The organism is Chryseobacterium sp. Mn2064, assembly GCF_049319685.1.
Lineage (GTDB): Bacteria > Bacteroidota > Bacteroidia > Flavobacteriales > Weeksellaceae > Chryseobacterium.
Window position 1 is genome coordinate 194,758 of the sequence record NZ_JBMOUE010000002.1, and the last position, 18,069, is coordinate 212,826.

The 18,069-nt window shown below is 35.4% G+C and carries 19 protein-coding genes and 1 pseudogene; 13 read left to right on the forward strand and 7 right to left on the reverse strand.

The genetic code is table 11. The annotated features are described in order from the left end of the window. Window positions 1–94: 94 nt before the first annotated feature. Entirely contained in the window at window positions 95–2,611 is a 2,517-nt protein-coding gene (locus tag ACL9RH_RS07915; RefSeq protein ID WP_422692823.1) for a T9SS type A sorting domain-containing protein, read from the reverse strand. Between the two features lie 667 nt (window positions 2,612–3,278). Beyond that, window positions 3,279–3,848, reverse strand: coding sequence for a 3'-5' exonuclease (locus ACL9RH_RS07920; protein WP_422692824.1), 570 nt, complete (start codon window positions 3,846–3,848; stop codon window positions 3,279–3,281). Between the two features lie 298 nt (window positions 3,849–4,146). Here ACL9RH_RS07920 and ACL9RH_RS07925 point away from each other — a divergent pair, with 298 nt between their 5' ends. The 3 genes from ACL9RH_RS07925 (at window position 4,147) to ACL9RH_RS07935 (ending at window position 5,069) form a co-directional block, all read left to right on the forward strand. Beyond that, window positions 4,147–4,461, forward strand: coding sequence for a hypothetical protein (locus tag ACL9RH_RS07925; protein WP_422692825.1), 315 nt, complete (start codon window positions 4,147–4,149; stop codon window positions 4,459–4,461). Continuing rightward, entirely contained in the window at window positions 4,461–4,718 is a 258-nt protein-coding gene (locus tag ACL9RH_RS07930) for a hypothetical protein (protein WP_422692826.1), read from the forward strand. The genes ACL9RH_RS07925 and ACL9RH_RS07930 overlap by 1 nt, the downstream gene beginning before the upstream one ends. Window positions 4,719–4,826: 108 nt before the next feature. Continuing rightward, entirely contained in the window at window positions 4,827–5,069 is a 243-nt protein-coding gene (locus ACL9RH_RS07935; protein WP_422692827.1) for a hypothetical protein, read from the forward strand. A 28-nt stretch (window positions 5,070–5,097) separates the two neighbouring features. Here the strand turns inward: ACL9RH_RS07935 and ACL9RH_RS07940 are convergent, their stop codons facing one another. Together ACL9RH_RS07940 and ACL9RH_RS07945 are read right to left on the reverse strand one after the other, a co-directional pair. Further along, the gene (locus ACL9RH_RS07940) at window positions 5,098–5,292 is read right to left on the reverse strand and encodes a hypothetical protein (RefSeq protein WP_422692828.1); all 195 of its coding nucleotides are present in this window, start codon (window positions 5,290–5,292) and stop codon (window positions 5,098–5,100) included. Window positions 5,293–5,348: 56 nt separating this feature from the next. Beyond that, window positions 5,349–5,561 carry a hypothetical protein gene (locus ACL9RH_RS07945; RefSeq protein WP_422692829.1) on the reverse strand — a complete coding sequence of 71 codons (213 nt, stop codon included), beginning with the start codon at window positions 5,559–5,561 and terminating at the stop codon, window positions 5,349–5,351. Window positions 5,562–6,393: 832 nt separating this feature from the next. Here ACL9RH_RS07945 and ACL9RH_RS07950 point away from each other — a divergent pair. Further along, window positions 6,394–7,113 (forward strand): T9SS type A sorting domain-containing protein, encoded by a 720-nt coding sequence (locus ACL9RH_RS07950; RefSeq protein WP_422692830.1) that lies wholly within the window; start codon window positions 6,394–6,396, stop codon window positions 7,111–7,113. 796 nt (window positions 7,114–7,909) lie between these two features. On the opposite strand, the gene ACL9RH_RS07955 is transcribed toward ACL9RH_RS07950, so the two are convergent. Next, the gene (locus tag ACL9RH_RS07955) at window positions 7,910–8,815 is read right to left on the reverse strand and encodes an AraC family transcriptional regulator (RefSeq protein WP_422692831.1); all 906 of its coding nucleotides are present in this window, start codon (window positions 8,813–8,815) and stop codon (window positions 7,910–7,912) included. A gap of 87 nt (window positions 8,816–8,902) precedes the next feature. Between ACL9RH_RS07955 and ACL9RH_RS07960 the strand changes: the two genes are divergently transcribed. Continuing rightward, window positions 8,903–9,826, forward strand: a complete 924-nt coding sequence (locus tag ACL9RH_RS07960; protein WP_422692832.1) for an NAD-dependent epimerase/dehydratase family protein — start codon at window positions 8,903–8,905, stop codon at window positions 9,824–9,826. Window positions 9,827–9,984: 158 nt separating this feature from the next. Here the strand turns inward: ACL9RH_RS07960 and ACL9RH_RS07965 are convergent, their stop codons facing one another. Both ACL9RH_RS07965 and ACL9RH_RS07970 read right to left on the reverse strand, forming a co-directional pair. Further along, complete coding sequence (locus ACL9RH_RS07965; protein ID WP_422692833.1) at window positions 9,985–10,233, reverse strand: hypothetical protein; 249 nt, start codon at window positions 10,231–10,233, stop codon at window positions 9,985–9,987. A gap of 77 nt (window positions 10,234–10,310) precedes the next feature. Beyond that, window positions 10,311–11,012 carry an SDR family NAD(P)-dependent oxidoreductase gene (locus ACL9RH_RS07970; protein WP_422692834.1) on the reverse strand — a complete coding sequence of 234 codons (702 nt, stop codon included), beginning with the start codon at window positions 11,010–11,012 and terminating at the stop codon, window positions 10,311–10,313. Between the two features lie 20 nt (window positions 11,013–11,032). Here ACL9RH_RS07970 and ACL9RH_RS07975 point away from each other — a divergent pair. From ACL9RH_RS07975 to ACL9RH_RS08010, 8 genes and pseudogenes are all read left to right on the forward strand, one after another. Next, window positions 11,033–11,897: pseudogene (locus tag ACL9RH_RS07975) on the forward strand (RteC domain-containing protein). Between the two features lie 604 nt (window positions 11,898–12,501). After that, entirely contained in the window at window positions 12,502–13,434 is a 933-nt protein-coding gene (locus ACL9RH_RS07980; RefSeq protein ID WP_422692835.1) for a helix-turn-helix domain-containing protein, read from the forward strand. 25 nt (window positions 13,435–13,459) lie between these two features. Next, window positions 13,460–14,272: an SDR family oxidoreductase gene (locus ACL9RH_RS07985; RefSeq protein ID WP_422692836.1), complete on the forward strand. Its 813-nt coding sequence runs from the start codon at window positions 13,460–13,462 to the stop codon at window positions 14,270–14,272. 33 nt (window positions 14,273–14,305) lie between these two features. Continuing rightward, the gene (locus ACL9RH_RS07990; RefSeq protein WP_422692837.1) at window positions 14,306–14,782 is read left to right on the forward strand and encodes a DUF1097 domain-containing protein; all 477 of its coding nucleotides are present in this window, start codon (window positions 14,306–14,308) and stop codon (window positions 14,780–14,782) included. 52 nt (window positions 14,783–14,834) lie between these two features. Beyond that, on the forward strand, window positions 14,835–15,587 hold the full coding sequence (locus ACL9RH_RS07995) for an SDR family oxidoreductase (protein WP_225688648.1): 753 nt from the start codon (window positions 14,835–14,837) through the stop codon (window positions 15,585–15,587). Window positions 15,588–15,692: 105 nt separating this feature from the next. Further along, window positions 15,693–16,016, forward strand: a complete 324-nt coding sequence (locus ACL9RH_RS08000; protein WP_422692838.1) for a hypothetical protein — start codon at window positions 15,693–15,695, stop codon at window positions 16,014–16,016. Window positions 16,017–16,133: 117 nt separating this feature from the next. Beyond that, window positions 16,134–17,108, forward strand: a complete 975-nt coding sequence (locus ACL9RH_RS08005; RefSeq protein WP_422692839.1) for an NADP-dependent oxidoreductase — start codon at window positions 16,134–16,136, stop codon at window positions 17,106–17,108. A gap of 122 nt (window positions 17,109–17,230) precedes the next feature. Further along, window positions 17,231–18,034: a helix-turn-helix domain-containing protein gene (locus ACL9RH_RS08010; RefSeq protein WP_422692840.1), complete on the forward strand. Its 804-nt coding sequence runs from the start codon at window positions 17,231–17,233 to the stop codon at window positions 18,032–18,034. Window positions 18,035–18,069: the final 35 nt, after the last annotated feature.

Below are 18,069 nucleotides of genomic sequence, written 5' to 3' on the forward strand. Positions count from 1 at the left end.
AATGTATTGATTCTATTAAAAAAACGCCCCTAAATAGGGACGTTTTGTAATGACAAAGGTAAAGTCTCATTACGATTACCTAAAATTTCACTATTTATCGTTTGATTACTTTAGTCATTTTTACGACGTTATTGGCCGCATTTATTTTTACCATATAAACTCCTGATGGTAAAGCAGAGAAATCAACTTGCCCTTTATTATTGTTGATTATTTTAACCAGAACCTGTTGTCCAACGGCGTTGTAAACTTCTACCGAAGCGATATTTTTATCAAATGAAACATTTAAAAAATCCTGTACCGGATTTGGGAAAACTTTTAGATGATCAGATACCGGTGATATCTCTTCAACAGCTAAACTGCTTACCGGACACACCAGTTGAATAAATGTATTTTTTTCGACAGTCGTACCATCTCCAAGTTGCCCATAGTTATTGGCTCCACACGCTTTCAAGATCCCATCATTATTGACAGATAAAGTATGCAGCCCTCCTGTAGAAAGCACCATATGGGAATTACTTCCGAGATTAACCCAATTTGAGCTGCTGGTATTGGTATTGTTACCAAATGATCCTGTACTATTACTTCCACAGGCAATCACATACCCTGACATTGTTATAGCTGTGGTGTTAAAATCTCCAGCAAAAACTTTTTCAATTCCATCAGCTGCTAAAAAAGGGGTTGCTTTATCAAGAGAACCTCCATCTGCTAACTGCCCGGCTACGTTAAATCCCCAGGTATAAAGCAGTCCATTAGTTCTTCTCCCTGCAGTATGAGAATTTCCAGCCACTACTTCAGCCCAATTGGTATCCGTACCTATCTGTTTAGGTGCAATACGGTCAGTGAAAGTTCCATCTCCCAACTGTCCATGCCCATTATATCCCCAAGCCCAAAGTGTTCCATCCGTTTTCACTCCTACAGAATAGAAAGTACCTGCTGCAATACTTTTCCAGTTACTTCCTGTTCCTATTTGAGTGGGTGTAAGTCTGTTGGTTGTTGTTCCATCTCCTAATTCTCCACTTAAATTCATTCCCCAGGCCCAAAGCGTTCCGTTTGACTTTATCCCTATTGTATGAGACCCTCCAACAGCAATATATTCCCAATCAGTTGCCGTACCGATTTTTGTAGGAACAGTTCTGTTAGTAGTAGTTCCGTCTCCTAAAAATCCGAACTGGTTATTTCCCCAGGCCCAAAGCGTTCCATCTTCTTTAATAGCAACACTATATTTCTCACTTGGAAAAATCTTTTTCCAATTCGTTGCTGTACCTATTTGAACAGGGTTATTTCTCTGGATACTAGTTCCATCTCCTAATTGATTATTACTATTAGAACCCCAAGCCCAAAGCGTTCCATCCATTTTTATTCCCAATGAATGATAACGACCTGCGCTCACGGTTTTCCAACAGCCTGTCTGAGCAGGAAGCGTTGTAAAAGCTCCTCCTGAAACCCAAGTACTTTGGCTCGTAACACAATTTGCAGCCACCCACCAATAGTATGTTGTATTAGGCAATAAATTGGCAACATTAGCAGTTGTAGAAGACGCTGCAGTAGCTGAACCTGTCATTGTCGGACTGGTGCTGTAAACATAATAATACCCACCATTAGGTGCCGATGTTGAAGGCAGCCAGTTAAGAGTAGCTGATGTAGAAGTAATATTAGAAGGATACATTTGAGCTGGAGGATTACAAACGGCTGCACTTGGTGTCATTTTCACCAAACCAAGCTGCAATGTTCCCAACCAGATTGTTCCAGAAGATTGTGTTCTGACTGCACTAAAATAGTCATCAGGTAAACCTGAATTTGTATTTGTTTTAGTATAGGTTGTACAATTTGTAAAGTTTTGTAAACCTGCTCCATTAAAACCAACCCATACTTTACTGTTACTGTCAACATCTAATGCATTCGGATTGTATGCTGCCAGACAAGAATTATTTTGATAATTGAATGTTATGTTAGTTCCGCTTGTTGTTAAAGTAATTAAACTATCAGAACCTTTTACATAAATAGTATTGTTGGCAATTCTCAATATTTTTTGAGTTCCCTGTGCGATAAAATTGAAATCGGTACCATTAAATTTGTATAACACTCCTCCATTGGTCACCCAAACGCCATTATTACCATCGGTTGCCACTGAATTCATATTTGATACTGAGTTATAGGTTGCCCAGGTAGTACCGTTGAATTTTGTAAGTCCTGCGGGGGTCACCACCCAAAGATTATTTTGTCCGTCAACCGCGATGTCAATAATCTCATTACTCGGAAGTCCCGAATTGGAAGTGGTGTAATTGGTCCAACTTGTACCATTGTACAGGATAATTCCGTTGAATTGAGAAGCGATCCATTTTCTGTTCTGCCCGTCAATTTCAATTTTTACAATAGCATTAGACGCAATACCGGAATTTGTTGTACTATAGTTGGTAAAAGTAGTTCCGTTAAAAGTAGAAACACCATTGTAAGTAGCCAACCATAACAGCCCATTAGCATCTGTTTTTATGTCAGCAATATAATTGCTTCCTATGGCCGAATTTGAAGTATTGTAGGTCGTATAACTGTATGTTTGAGCAAATACCATATACGAGACAAAGAGTAAAAGTAAAAAATAAAGTTTTTTCATAGTTTTTAATAAAATAATTCTCCTCATGTTTAAGTTTGATAACATTTCCCTACTCGTTTAGCTTTTCGGTTTCGCTTCGTTTGAATGGTTTCGGAGCTCCATAAAAAGTATATTCCTCTTACTTTCTTGATATAAAACAAGAATAGGACTCATTGAATATATTTAGGTTTTGAAAGTAATGGATTTCTCAAATATTCCAGTATTGTAAATACTAGCTATAGCATAAGATTCTAAAGAAGTTCTGAAAATTTGATGATGTTTTAAAATATCAGGCAACGTATGCCGATGAGTTGTGGTAAATACAGTATGATTCCATGCATTTTCATGATTTAATTAGTTTTCGATTTAGGTTTTAGTTTTTTACTGAAAACAAAAGTACCTTTAATGATACCTTTTGCAGACTGCAAAAATATATTTTTCTTATGAATTTTGAAAGCAATTGATTAAAAAATAAATGATATTCAATAGGATAACTCACTTTATATGAGCATTATTACTATTTTTCAGTTAAAAAGATAAATTATTGAATTTTATAACAAAAATATGATGTAACATAGAAACAATATTGGGTAACATTGCATAAAAAAAGTCCTAAAAAGGACTTAAATTGATCGTAAATGCAAAATTGATCTAAGATTTATGATAATTATCAATTGTTAGAAGGCAATTATTTTTCATTAAGAATGTGTTGTAATATCAATGCTGTTGCTCTGGCATCATCTAATGCTCTATGAAATTTAAAATCTTTTTTCAGGTTCATTTTTTCTAAAATTCTTTCCAATGAAATTCCAGAGGTAGAAATATTCTTTTTGGCCAGCCAATATACGCCCAATGATCTAATGTCGAAACCACCACCCACAAAGTATTGATGATAATCAAATCCAAATTCCGTAAATTCTTTCCTCAAAAGTGGTAAGTCATAGTATAATCCCCAGCCCGCCAGCGTTGATTTATTTTTTTCGCCGTACCAATCTAAAAACAGGGGAACTGCTTCATCAAAATACTTTTCATTTTCCACCATTTCATTGGTAATGTTTGTAATATCCGTAATTTCAGGCAGAATTGGAAAGTGTTTGGGTTTTATCAACATTGAGAATTCACTTTTTATTTCAAAAGTTTTCTTGTCTAATTTTACAGCCCCTATTTCTATTATATTCGTTTCATTTATTTCATTTCTTCCAAAAGTCTTACAACTTCCTTCTAAATCATAAATGACTAAATCACTTGAAAATTTCATAGTATCGTTTTAAATTCTCTTGCTCCTCAATTTTCATATTAACACATTGCATTATTCTATATCTTTCATAAAGCTATTGCTGCAGGTAGTTAAAATGTATTTTTTATAACAAGTGCTCAAAGGTAAATTTTTACTACGCAATCTATTGGCGTATGGAGTCGCTTTTTCGGATCAACATCTACATCTTTTAGGCTCTGTATCATTGGTATTTTAGGAATTGTGTTATTCAGACACAGGTTTGTATATTTACTTCAAGTTCATCAAGTATTTGTTTAAATATTCCTTATATTTAATTATTATGTTTAAAAGTAAAACAATATTAACAGGAAAAGCAAAAATAGACTTCGAAAAATGGATGCAAGATAAGATAATACTTCATCCGGATATTAACTTTAATAGCATTGCTGATCAATTTCAGGCTACTTTAATAATAGAATGGCTAGATTCGGTATTTATTGTACTGACAATCAACAACACCTATTATGACGGCTTTCATTTTTATTGGGAAATCAACATGGCTAAACCTCTAAGAAGTGATCATTCCTTTGAGACAAGAGAACAGGCTACTATTTCAGCAATTGAAAAAGCAAACGAAATATACAATTCTAAATAATGAGCAACTTTAAGTTGCACGACTTCCTAGAAGAAAACGGATATCAAAAAGAGACTATCCGCAATGCCAATGGAACGACTTTCCGCACCAACTACCAGAAAGAACTTACAGAGAATATTTGGAACTCTCTGACGGTCCACAATGACAAAACAATCACGGGTGCGTCTCCTAAAGATGGATTAGTGTTTAAACAGATTCCTCAACCGACTAAAATTGAGGATGCAGATCTTCTTTTAAAACAAATTGAGGAATTTTAATTTCAAACCTTTTCTTCGCAGTTAAAGGAAAAGAGTTGACAGTACATTACGGATTTCCGTAATATGCATAAAAGAAAATATGTAACTTTAAACAAAATATTAAAATCCATGGATAGAAAAATTACAATTAAGCATGCAACAGGAGATCATCATTTGAGTATTACCAATGAAGATTTTGAAGAATATAAAAATCTAATTACTAATTGCCTGACTGGCACGGGCGCTGTTTTAACTTCTAATAATGAAGAAGATGGATCTATAAAGTTTTTCCCATCCGAGTTTTTGAAAAATAGCGTTATTATTTTTGAGCCATCGGAATTGGATAAACAATTACAATCTCAAGCAATTTAAGTAATAAAGCCCCAATTAAGGGGCTGTTTTATTGAAATAATATTTCAATTTTTTCTAGATCCTGCTTATTTAAATTGGGACGATCTTTAATAAATTTATCTTTTAATTCTTTCATCTTTTCTTCATAAATTTTAACTTGATCTTCACCTAGTGTATTTTTTAAGGATTGAATTTGAGCAACAATTGCTCCAAATGTGATTTCCCATGGTAATGTATCTATCATGTTTATATAATTTACACAAATATAACAAAAAGCCCTCTCAAAGAGAAGGCTGTAAACTATAATCCTGGTAAATTTGACGGCTTTCCATATTCGTCACCTAAAATTTCTTTCTCAAGTTCCCTTATGTACCTTGCATTGGTATTAATTTTTGTTTGAAGGGCTGAAGATCCAATTTCCTTGTGATTAAGCAGTCGCATTAACTCATCAAAAATTGCTTGATTCTGTTTTAAAACTTTTAATACCTCTTTTGAGATCTCTTCTTTATTCATCTTTATTTTATTTTCAATTATCTCTAATATAACGAATTATGATTAAAGATCAAATTCCTAAATAGAATTTTTCACAATTTCTTTTCCTGGAATTGGCATTTCTTTTTTGATCTCCTCTTGCATCTTATCCACGTCCTTGATCCCGGCTTTTCCATTGTTGCTTTTTGGCTGAATATTGGCTGGTTTCCTTTGGCCGGCATCAGCATTTCAAAGAACTTAGATTAAAAAGGGCTTAGACAATAGAGAGTACCTAATTTTTCTTTGCAATTTTTTCAGAGAATAAAAAAATCCCCGGATCTCTCCGAGGATAAAGCTAATTATAAACTCTTAATAGAGAATAATATAAAATCTCCCGAAGGAGAAAACTGTAGATTTCAGTAATCTGAATTTTCAGTCAACAAATATATCTTTTATTTATTTTCCCGCATATGATTGTAGTCATAATTCTACGGAAAATGATAGCGCTTGATTTTGAATTGTTTGTATATTTGAGGTTTAATAATTAAAACTAATAATGACTCATGAATTTTCAATTGCCCCATGGCAACATGGAGGTATTGACCATTTTCTTAACTTGGTTAGTGAAGAAAAGTTAGATTTTAAATCTATGCTTCAACTTTATAACTATTCAGATCTTAAAATAAAAACATCTACAGTCTTAATAGAAACGTCTTTTAGTCAATTCTTGGGGTGCTCAAACTATTTTAATTAAATCTGCTACACCATTTGATGAGTATGTATTCCCATAACAACGGGGATTGTTTATTTTGCAAAAACTAATTTTTTATATTTGCAGACTCTAAAAACTAATCTGTAAAAATCAACTATAACCATGAAAAAAAAATTACACATTTTAGGAACATTGCTATTTTCAATGTTTTTTAACAGTCTTTATTCTCAAACACTGGTTTGGAATGCATGCGGTAGTTTGAGTCTGTCCACCTCAGGTTCTCCTACTTATTTTAATAATTCAAAAACATTTACTGGAGTTCAGCCAAGTAATACAGATGTACAAGTATCAATAGGGCTTTTGGGCTGTAATCCTGTTCCTACTAATGCGGGTGGTATACAATTAAATGGAACCTCATTTAAAGAAACCAATTTATCAGTACAAAACTGCGGAATTTTTGTTAATCCTAGCAATCACTTCGTCATCAGTAAAGAGATTTTTAACCAGGCTGTCGCTGCCGGTGGAGGTACTATAGTATTCAGTAATTTTATCAAAGATACCTGTGTGCCTGGCACAGGTTGCAACTTTGTAAATGATCCATGTCTTTCCATGACTGTTTCCTATGGCGTCTTGTCAACCAACGAAGTTGAAAAGTCAAATGTTTTAGTTCATCCTAATCCGGTAAAAGACGTTTTAAATCTTTCTTATGATAAAAAAATAACAACTGTATCTATTTATAATCTTGCAGGTCAGGAAGTAATCACTAAGGTAGTAAATGCCAATTCATGTAAGATCGATACTTCTTCTTTATTATCGGGTAACTATATCTTGAAAATCACTTTTGGCACTGAAGAAAAAACATTAAAAATTATTAAAGAATAAATGTTAAAAATAATTTGTATCTACAAAGCTGAAAGTACTCAACCTTTCAGCTTTCTTTTTTTTGGCATATGAGAGAGTTATTTAAAAACTCGTAAATATACGGGTATGCTGTAGTCATAACTCTACGGAAAACCGTAAGGCTCGAGTTTGGACTGTTTGGACATTCAAAAATAAATTATTGAAATATCCTGGACATCGGAGGTTATATTTTTGTCTCTATTTATTTCGAGGTTGTTTTCAGGGGTATATAAGTAAAAAAGCTCCCTAAAAAAGGAGCTTGTGACCGCAGAGGTTCATTTTTCGAACACTTTTGTAGAAGATTTAAACAAAATTGCTCAACTATCATCACTGAATTATTAAAATAATATTTTAAAACTCAAGTTAAAAGATTTTTACTAATAAATATATTATTGATTCCGATATAATTATTAATTAAAGGCAGAAACCTCTTTGTTACATCAGATAAAAAGAACAGTAAAAAAGTTATTCATTACGATTTTAAATATATAAAATCGTAATGAATAACTTTTACATAGTGAAATAATAATAAAATTCAATGGGACAATGATGGACTATAATAATAAAATAGCGAAGAAGTTGATTGGTCTGAAATATTATTCTATTTTGAAAAATAAATATTCTACATAAAAATAATTTAAGTGTCTGCGAAAGAAATACAGTTTTAAGAAAAGTTAATCCTTTTTCAAGATTACCTTCTTAATAAAAAATTTCAAAAGTATAAAATCAATTACCTATAAACTAGGCTTTGAACATCCACAGGATTTCAACAAACTATTTAACAATAAACCAATATAATACCAAAAGGATTTGGATAATCCTTGTATTTATCATTCAGTTTTCTCATCAGAGAGCTATTTTTTTTCTTTTTTCTCAGATCTGTTGGATTTTTGTTGAACTGAGCTTTAAAATTTCGACTTAGGTGCCCCTCGTCACTAAATCCAAACTCATAAGCCAGTTGAGATAAGGTTATATCCTGATGTAAAAGCTGATGTGCAATCATATTCAACACATATTCGTTTACATATTTCTTGTAGGTAGAACCTGTAGCATTTTTAAAATATTGGGAAAAATAATTTTTGTTGATACAAAAATGTTCAGAAATGTTTTTAATAGAAAGGAATTCTTTTTCACGGATATTTTCCTGAATGTATCTTAGAATCATTTGTATTTTTTCGTCCTGAGGTCTTATAAGATTAAGCTTTGTTTCTTCCATTAAGAGAGTAAGAATAAGGGATAGTGTGTTTTTTATAATAAGATTCTGATATACAGATACTTTTTTATGAGAATTAATGAGTAAAGAAATCAATTCTCCTACATTTTTACGGCAGGCATCTGATAAACTTATTTTACGATTGGATGAAAAAAGCCCTTGCTTTAGTAACTGAAGATCTTTATTTTGAAAATTCTGAAGAAAAAATGTTTCATTGAATTTGATAATACGAACAGCCGTTTTTTCACCAAAAACGAAGAAATGACTTTCACCAGGCAACGTTATAAATACATCTCCCGAATTGTATACAAACTGATCTTCATTGATATAATGTAACCCTTTCCCCTTTATAATAAACTGTATCTCATAGTGCGTATGTTTATGTACTGGAAAAGACCACTGTTCCTTGAACAGATAATCAATCTCTATATCCTTTGTCAGACTTTTTACATGCATCTTAAAAACATTCAAATTATTCTTTTTTTTCTTCAAGTATTAAGACTTCCATCTTTCTCAACTTTGTTTATACAAAAATAAGTAATTAAACAAGTTTAAATTATGAAAATAGAAAATGAAAAACTGAAAGTATTCATTACAGGAGTAACAGATTATTTAGGAGGATCAGTTGCTGATAAACTAATTAAAAATGGCTATAATGTAACTGGGCTGGTAAGAACCGATGATACTAAAAAAATTGAACTATTGGAGAAAAGAGGAATAAAATCCATAGTGGGAACTCTTGATGATAATGAAATTCTAACCCGGGCCGCACAACAAGCCGATATAGTAATCCATGGAGCTAATGTAGATCATATATCTTCTGTATATACATTAATAGCAGCTTTAGAGCATTCCGGAAAAACATTAATCACCACCACGGGCTCTTCCATCGTTGCAGATTACGCTGATGGGGAATATACAGGATCCGTATTTTATGATGAAGATATGCACCTGAATCCAGTATCTTTCCGAAGACCAAGAGTTGATATAAACAAATATGTTCGTATGGCAGCTATTGAAAAAGGAATCAGAACAATTGTAATCTGCCCGTCAATGGTATATGGAGAAGGCAAAGGTTTACAGTCTGATAGCGATCAAATACCTAAACTTATTGGATTTTCCAGACAGGAAGGAGCTGGACTATATTTTGGAAAAGGTCTTAACAGATATTCAAATGTATTTATTGATGATCTTACGGATTTATATCTTCTAGCTTTGGAAAAAGCAACTGGTGGATCACTTTTTTATGCAGAAAACGGGCATAATTCTTTTAAAGAAATTGCAAGGCTAATCAGTAATTATCTTGGATTTGAAGGAAAAACTCTCAGCATCACTATTGAGCATTTAATTGAGTTTCATGGTGAAGCAGATCGCTTGGGAGTTGCATCTAACAGTCTTGTAAATGCAGTAAATGCAAAGAGAATAGGCTGGAATCCCAAAGGACCTTCTTTAGAAAAGTATTTCTCTGAGATTACTTCATAAATAATACTGAGCAACTCAAGCTGATTGTTTATTAAAACACCAAATAAAGAAATTTCAAACCTGTAAAGTAAAAAGTTTCTTTATTTGGTGTTATTTTTTTATGATAAAATCTAATATGAAAAGTATGCCCTCCTTTTCATCCATATTTAAATAATAATTTATTTAATAAATCTGTTTCCAAGGAAATTCAGAAATATCTTAATTGGTAATAGTTTTCTTAATATCAGCACCATTTTTGCGTCGGTTCCAACAACCGTTCTGAAGGCTTTGCTTTGACCAACAGCAAGCTTATAAAAAACATAAACAATCTTCTTAGGACTGCTGGTTGCGCCAGGTTTTTGAGCTTTCAAAAGCTGCTTATATACATTCTCGGTAATAACATTATAATCTTTGATGGTTTTATCCATACTAAATGTCATATTATCTCCAAAGCTTGATTGAAAACCAACTGGCTCAACCAAATGCAAATCAATATTTAAGGGTTTTAATTCAAAAAAAAACCTTTTGTAAATCCTTCTAAAGCAAATTTAGACATATTATATAACGACCCTAAAGGTAAAGCTGTACTTCTGCCCATTACTAAACTTATATTGATTATTTTACCATATTTTTGCTTTTTGAAATAGGGTAAAATATGACGTATAAGATTAATAACCCCTTTTGGATCAGCCAATTTATTTTCATCCGGATGTTTGAAATCAGAAATTGGGTTCATCTTTGCATAATATCCAATTGTATTGGACACGTCGTGATTGCCGGGCACCATATATGAAGTGGCCTTTTTGCCATTGCATTCCTCTAGTTTTAACTTGTTTTTGGTTCTGTGAACTGTTTCGTAAATATCTACATCTCTACCGCCCACCAAAACGATTTGTTCCGAAGAAGACCCTTCATGTTCTATATGGGGAGATAGTCCTTTTTTGGGTGTGATAATCAAATCCAAAATACCTTTATCCAGTTGGTCCAACATTTCCGGATATTCGCCGAAATTAATGATCAGGTTAAAAGGTAAGCTAGATACATATTGTTTTAAAGTGGTTTGGAAAGTTTCAAACCACATTCCTACACTAATTGTAGGGGTCTGTTTTTCGGTAGACTTTTGGAAATTCTTCTCTACCTCTTCTAGTTTTTGTAAAGGCTCTATAATGGCGTTGAATAATACTTTTATACATTCTGTAGGTACCATTTTTCTGTCTGTACGATCGAATCACTTATAACCTACGTAAGCTTCCAAAGAACTCAAATGCAAACAAACACCCACTAAACAAAATCGTTTCTGACATCCAGAAGGAGGAAAGAAAATTGTCTGCTGAAACATCCAGCTTTATTGATGAGGCTTTTAAAATGACGGTATATCTCCAGGAGTTACTACGTACTGTCAAAGAGGATGTTATTAGAGAGGGCTTTTCAAATAGAGAAGAAGAAATGCTTTTCTTTAAACAGATAAAACCCAATATTCTCGGGAAACTGATTTATTACAACAAAGTCTTCCGAATAGAGACGGCCTTTCCCGCAAATAACGGAAATATTTACCAAAGCTATTTTGCCATGCATTTACGGATATTGAAACAGGAGTATATGGAGCATGTCTGTAACTCGGATTTTTACAGGTATTACCGTTCCGGCAGAAGCGACCGGGACGAACAGTATTTTATGTTGGGAAACATCAATTATCACGACGGCTTAAACAGCTTTGTATTTGAAATAGACCCGAAATTTTCCACGTACTTTGATTATAAGGTCTCAAAAATAATCGGCAACGAACTACAAAGATAAATCCTGAACAAGAGCCCGACATTCTATTACAGAATGATGAAACAAAAGATATTTTCTGGACACATTCAAAAAATGCCCTTATTGAATTGATTTATGCACTTCATGCGTCGGGAGCCATTTCGCATGAGAAAATAGGCATTCGGAAAATAAGTATGGTATTTCAGATGTTATTTCGTGTTTCACTCAACGATATTCATAACAGCTTCCATCACATGAAAACCCGCTCCGGTTTACGGACGTTATTTATCAGTTGAAATCAAGTTTGGATGATTATACGGACAAGGAAGACAGTTGATAATATCCCGCTTTGGTATTTAGACACGTATAGGAATATAGACCCCGTCAAACACTCCAATTTTGTACAGTGAACATCAACACCTGGTTGGATTTTTTATCTCATATTAATGATAGATGAGATAAGAATTACTCTGCAAATAATTCAGCTGTATTACTCAATAGACGAAGTAATTACATAAATTAAAGAAAGCGGTATACCTGATTTTTATGTCGATTTTTTTGACAAATAAAAAACCATTCCATAAATAATAACTATGTGAATTTGCATCATATAAATAATAACAGAAATAATGGTAAATCTGGAATGGTATAGAACCTTTAAAGCAATTTATAAAACAGGTACCTTAACAGGAGCTGGCGAAAACCAATTCATTTTGTAACCGGGAGTCTTCATAATTAAACTTTGTTTTCATTGGATGAGTACAAAGTTTATCCTGATCCATGACTTTGCTTCCCAAGTTGAACCAAACTTGGGAAATATTTTCTCACTTTTGGGTACCTTGTAATTTTTTCTTAAGATATGCTTGAATAATGAACAATCATTCAACGAAAAACATATCAACCAACGTTTAAATTTGTAAATTTAAACCCAAATCTAAGTAATGGCAAATGGTAACATAAATGCTCGAACGTTGCATGAGCTGTATCAGCAGCTTGGCCTTTCTACCGATTCCCTGGAAAAAGAATCGGGCTTTACTATACATTACCTCGAAGACACCTTCAAAGATCTGCCATTCCGTTCGGAACCATTTCGCCCGAACTATTTCAGCTTCCTTTTTATCAAAAGTGCCTTTGGGCATTATACAATCGACGACCAGCGGTTTGAAGTGACCTCAAATACTGTCTACTTTACCAATCCGGGGAACTATAGGATATTTGAATGGGAAAAACTGGAACATACCTGCCTGATTACCTTTGGAGAGGGCTTTTTAAAGGAATATGTACACGATGATGTATATCGTGATTTTTCTTTTTTGCTGTCCGAAATTGTTTCACCACGTGTTTTGACGCAGCATCAGTTTGACCAGGTAGAAGAGTTATGCACCCAGATTCATAAAGAGTATAAAGGCGAAGCACTATACAAGAATAAAATTATCGGCGCGCTTGTTATTGCTTTGCTATTAAAAATCAAAGAATATTTCTTTCAGGATTACAATCCTATTTATGAAGGCAACCGAAGCTCTCAAATTGTAAAAAATTTCAAACTGAATCTCGAACGTCACTTCCGAGATTTGATCAGCGGAAAAACAAACACACAATTAAGGGTTCAGGATTATGCTGATTTGCAATCGCTACACGTCAACTATCTGTCGAGTGTCATCAGCAGTAAAACGGGGAAAACCATTAGCTCATGGATAGCGGACAAAACCACAACAGAAGCTAAAGTAATGCTCCAGGACGAGGCGCTTAATATTAAAGAAGTTGCCTTTCGTTTAGGTTTCCTGGAAACGCCTCACTTCAGCAATTACTTCAAAAAGCATACTTCCATCAGCCCCGCTGACTATAGGAAACAGTATTTCAACAGCCTTTCTTAGATATTTACAACACCTGCTATGATCTTTGTACGTTAGCAGGGTCAAGAATGTACCAACTTTGTCTTATCAAATTAACAATGATAAAAAACAAAGTATTATGAGTACATTAAACAACAAAGTGATCCTTGTGACCGGAGCGTCAAGAGGGATCGGTGCTGAAGTAGCACAAAGGCTGGCTACCGCTGGCGCAAAAGTAATTGTTAACTATGCTGGTGGAAAAGATGCAGCCGACCAAGTAGTTTCTTCTATTAAGGAGCAGGGAGGCGATACTATTGCCTTGCAAGCCGATGTAAGCAATGCCGATGCGGTAAAGCAGCTTTTTGACAACGCTATCAATCATTACGGAAGAATCGATGTATTGGTCAACAATGCTGGCATCATGATTACCAAGCTGATCAAAGACACTACTGACGAAGACTTTTCACGTCAGTTCGACATCAATGTAAAAGGTGTCTTCAATACGCTTCGTGAAGCGTCAACACGTTTGGCAGATAACGGTTCAATTATCAATTTCTCAACTTCGGTAAACCGCCTGATGCTGCCAACCTATGGTACATACGTAGCTACCAAGGCAGCAGTGGAACAACTTACACGTGTATTTGCAAAAGAAGTAGGAAATAGAGGTATCAATGTCAACTCAGTTTCTCCAGGCCCTACCAATACCGAACTATTTACAAATGGCAAACCACAGGAAGTCATCGACCGACTAGCTTCTTTCTCTGCTTTTAACCGTATCGGCGAACCGCAGGATATTGCTAAGGTCATTGTTTTTCTGGCCAGTGATGATGCGAAATGGATTTCTGCACAGAATATAGGGGTAAACGGCGCTATGGCATAACCATGCTAATCAATAACACTTAAAAAGAAAAATATGAAAACTTTACCGATTGCAATAGCTTTTGGACTGCTCGGTGCAATTGCGGTAACCGTTTCGTTCTCACAACAATGGCCTACCTGGGTAATGTTTATAGCGTGGGTTAGCTTTTACATCTTCGGCAAGACGTGGCAAAGTTCACTTTGGGTGTTCCTGCAAATCGTATTGGGTATGTGTATGGCGGTACTCATACAACTAACCGCGGGATTATTAGGACAGTTGATCGGAACATTAGGTTTTGCCGTCTCCGTGTTTCTTTACATAGGATCATTAGCTTACATCGCGGGAACAAAAAAATTAAACAACATACCGGCATGGTTCCTTGGTCTAATCATCCTGTTTGGAGTTCATCCTCCACTTGAACCACTGCCGATACTGCAAATACTTATTCCAATAGCAGCAGGCTTTGTATTTGCATGGCTCAACAATATGGCAGTCGAGAAGATACACGGTTATCAGTCACAGAAATCATAACCTCGCTGTGGTCTATTAAAAAACATTATAAAATTTAAAAAATTCAGAAACAATGAACTCATTAAAAAATAAGGTAGCCATTATCACAGGCTCAGGAAGAGGCTTGGGAAAAGCCATCGCAGAACGTTATGCCGCTTTAGGCGCAGACATCGTGTTGAATTATTCAAGGGACAAAGCTTCGACAGATGAAGTGGAAAGCACCATCAAGGCTATGGGCGCTAAGGTAATCTCAGTACAAGCTGACGTAAGCAAGGTAGCCGATATCAAGTACCTGTTTGGAGAGGCAAAGAAAGCATTTGGCAAAATAGATATTGTTGTTGCTAATGCTGGTATTGAAATGGTGGAAACTCCTGTTACCCAGTTTACGGAAGAGCAATTTGACCGTTTGTTTTCCATCAATACCAAAGGCGCTTATTTCACCATGCAGCAGGCTGCACTGAATGTGGAAGACAATGGCCGGATCATTTATGTAGCGTCAAGCACTACTGCTTTTCCTGTTCCTGGTATGGCAGTTTACGGAGGAAGTAAAACGACTCCAAGATACCTTGTGGATGTGCTGTCAAAAGAGATCGGACACCGTGGTGTAACCGTTAATACCATCATTCCTTTTGCGGTAGATCATTCAGGTATTTTTGCAGAAGAAGGTAGTTATCCTGAATTGAGGAAATCCCTGATTGATAGCTGCCCGATGGGAAGATTGGCAGAAGTAGAAGATGTAGCTAACATTGCTGAATTTTTCGCCAGCGATCTTTCCTCTTTTGTGAACGGACAACATTTATTGGTAAATGGCGGAGCCACCCAATAATCATCACCGATGAGGATATTCAAAAAAATATTACCGGTTCTGCTCCTGTGCTCCTTACAAGCATGTGGGCAGATCGGTAATCATAACCATAAAACAATTACCAAAATGGAATACGGAAAAATCAGCAATGAAAAAGCAAAGGCTGCCATAGAAGCATGGCAAAAGGGAGACCCTACACTATGGCTTTCCTTTTTTACAACAGACGCCAAACTATTTGATGATGGGCATCCGAGAGACTTTAAGAAATTTTCTACTGAGGCAATCGGGCATGAGCGTTTCACAAGCATTGATAAAGTAGAAGATAACGGGATGTCTGTTTACGGGCACTTCCATAGTGATACCTGGGGAGATTTTAAAACATATTTTAAATTTCACCTTGATGCAGCAGGTAAGTTTGACAAACTCGAAATCGGGCAGGCAAGCTATTAAAATTTAAACGTTTGCTTGTCAGTAAAAAGATGACATTTTGAGCAAAGTAAATTTGGCATTCTGAACAAACTAACTTATATTTATCACTGGTAAATTTGCTTTCAAAATATGATTATAATGAAAGCAATAATTTTAAAAGAATTTGGACCAGCGGGTAACTTACAGGTAGCCGAAGTAGCAACTCCTGAGATAGCAGGGAATGAAGTCTTAATTCAGGTAAAAGCATTTGGCATAAATCCTTTGGATGCGCATGTAAGGGCAATACCGGACTGGTGGAAATTAGTTAGCGGCTCAGAGGTTACAGAACCGTATGTAATTCTTGGTTGGGACATAGCGGGTGTGGTAACAAAAGTTGGAGAAGATGTCACTAGGTTTAAGGAAGGGGATGCCGTATATGGCCTGATAAGATTTTTAGGTGCTGGTAATAGCTATGCTGAATATGTGTCAGCACCGGAAGCGGACCTGTCTTTAAAGCCCGGCAATATCAGCTTCGAGGAAGCTGCGGCAGCGACAATGGCAGCGCAAACTGCTTGGGTTTCATTGGTTCACTACGGTAAAATTAAAAAAGGTGACAAAGTTGTAATTACGGGTGCTTCTGGTGGTGTTGGACATTATGCCGTACAGATCGCTAAAAGTTTTGGAGCCTATGTGGTGGCGGTTTCTTCAGCAGAAAACAGAGATTGGGTGCTTAGTTTGGGAGTGGATGAGTATATAGACTATAAAACTCAAAATTTTGAGGAAATCGTCAAAGACGCAGACCTGGTACATGATGCGGTATGGAGCGAAGACGAAACCCACCTTGCCCGGTCACTGAATGCGCTTAAACCCGGTGGAACCTTACTAAGTTTAATGGTTTTTCCGAGTGCTGAGTTTATTGATGCAGCAAAGAAGCAGAAGGACATTACCGTAGTTCGTGCCAATTTATCGGATACGCCGGATAAGCAGCAAGACATTAAAGCCATTAATGCTTTACTTTCTGCCGGAAAGATAAAATCGCATGTATCCCGGGTTTTCCCTATGGAAGACACTTACAAGGCACATCTTCAGATTGAAACCCATAGCACGGTAGGAAAAGTAGTTGTTGTTCCATAAAATGAAATTCAGGCAACAGAATCATTATAAGCAGGTGGTAATTAACCTGCTGGTTTATTTGTGAGGGGAATAGTCATTATTTCGGGGCAATTTAGAATTAATATGAAAATTTAAAAGTTACGATGGCAGTACAGACTAAAAACGACTTCAACGAAATTGTATGTTCCATTACCGAAGAAAAATATTATAAAGATGATCTTTTTTTCGATTATCATTCTTTTGTAAGGGTTTTATCAGGGGAAATGAAAGTAATCCAAGCCGACAAAACCTATGTATTTGGTTCCGGAAGCACTTTCCTTTACCCAAGAAATCAGCTCTGCACCGTGATCAAATATCCCCTTGAAGGCAGACCCTACAAGGCCATTGTAATGACGCTGATACCCCAACGATTGCAGGAATTTTATAAAAGGTATCACATCAAACCAGCCTGCTTACATACTCCAGGAATAAAGGAATTTGGCCCAAGCCCGTTACTGGATAGCCTCTTCGACTCTTTATTACCTTACTTCCGTTTAGAAAATCAATTACCGGAAACTGTAAATGTTCTGAAAATTGAAGAAGCCATTAGCATACTCAGGACAATTGATAAAGAGGTGGATGGTGTTCTTTCTGATTTTTCTCAACCCGGTAAGATCAATCTGTTTGATTTTATGCAAACGAACTATATGTTCAATCTTTCCCTCGAAAAATTCAGTTATTTGACAGGGCGTAGCCTCTCTGCTTTCAACAGGGATTTCAGGGTTACTTTTCATACTTCTCCCCAAAAATGGCTCACGCAAAAGCGATTGGAACTGGCGCAACAAAAAATAAAAAAGGAGAAAAGAAAACCGGTTGATGTGTATTTGGAAGTGGGCTTTGAGAATTTATCCCACTTTTCCTATGCTTTTAAAAAGCAGTTTGGTTATGCTCCGAGCGAAATGCCATAGGTGTAATTCATAAGAAGATCTTTGATTTTCATATT